Genomic DNA, 935 nt, shown 5'->3' with positions numbered 1-935 from the left:
GTTCTGGAACATCTCGTTGATCCGTGGCAGGCCCTTGCCGCGGCAAGAAGCCTGTTGGCGCGGGATGGAGAACTGATCGTCTCGCTGCCCCACGTGGGCCACAACGCGATTGTCGCGTGCCTACTCAATGCGGATTTCGAGTATCGTGACTTTGGTCTGCTCGACCGCACCCACATCCGTTTCTTTGGGATTAAGAATATTCAGCGCTTGTTCCAAGATGCCAATCTCAAGATCGTCGAGGCGCGCTTCGTTATTCGTACTCCAGAGCGGACCGAACTTGCCGCACAGTGGAACATGCTTTCTGACGATCTGCGAACCATTCTTGCGCGTAATCCCTATGGCAATATCTATCAGGTAGTGGTCAAGGTCGTCGCAGCAGATGGTATCGACTCAGGTCTGGACCTTACGCGTTTGACTGCAATCAACAAACCTTCGTCATAGACAAGCACCGGTCGCCATATTTTCTATTATGCACATCTCTGACCAAGGCGGTATTTCCGCGGAGCGTAGCGACACGGCGCACAGTATCCGGGTAATTGCTTTCTTCCTGCCACAGTTTCACCCGATCCCGGAAAACGATGCATGGTGGGGCAAGGGCTTCACCGAGTGGACCAACGTCACCAAGGCAACTGCCCTTTTTGCCGGCCATTACCAGCCGCACCTACCGTCCGACCTGGGCTACTATGATTTGCGCCTGAAGGAAACGCGGCACCAGCAGATAGCGCTGGCACGCAAATATGGCATTGGGGGTTTTTGTTACCACTACTATTGGTTTTCAGGAAAGCGACTGTTTGAATCGTCCGGTAGATGAAATGCTCGCGGATTCAGACAGTCACATGCCGTTTCTGCCTTTGCTGGGCAAGGTCCGGAACGGCTGCTGGCATCTTCTGCAATCAGGATCTCCGGAAGCTTGTAATCCGGAAACGGCAGCAGGA

The 935-nt window shown here is 53.9% G+C and carries 1 protein-coding gene and 1 pseudogene; both read left to right on the top strand.

The features are described from left to right. On the top strand, positions 1-441 hold a 441-nt coding region (locus E4Q23_RS21325), incomplete at its 5' end, for a methyltransferase domain-containing protein (RefSeq protein WP_169068478.1). Between the two features lie 28 nt (positions 442-469). Further along, positions 470-861: pseudogene (locus tag E4Q23_RS21320) on the top strand (glycoside hydrolase family 99-like domain-containing protein); the annotation flags it as partial. Positions 862-935: the final 74 nt, after the last annotated feature.

Source organism: Candidatus Accumulibacter phosphatis, assembly GCF_012939955.1.
Lineage (GTDB): Bacteria > Pseudomonadota > Gammaproteobacteria > Burkholderiales > Rhodocyclaceae > Accumulibacter > Accumulibacter delftensis.
The sequence above is the reverse complement of the archived record's forward strand: the minus strand, read 5'-3'. Positions and strand labels throughout refer to the sequence as shown.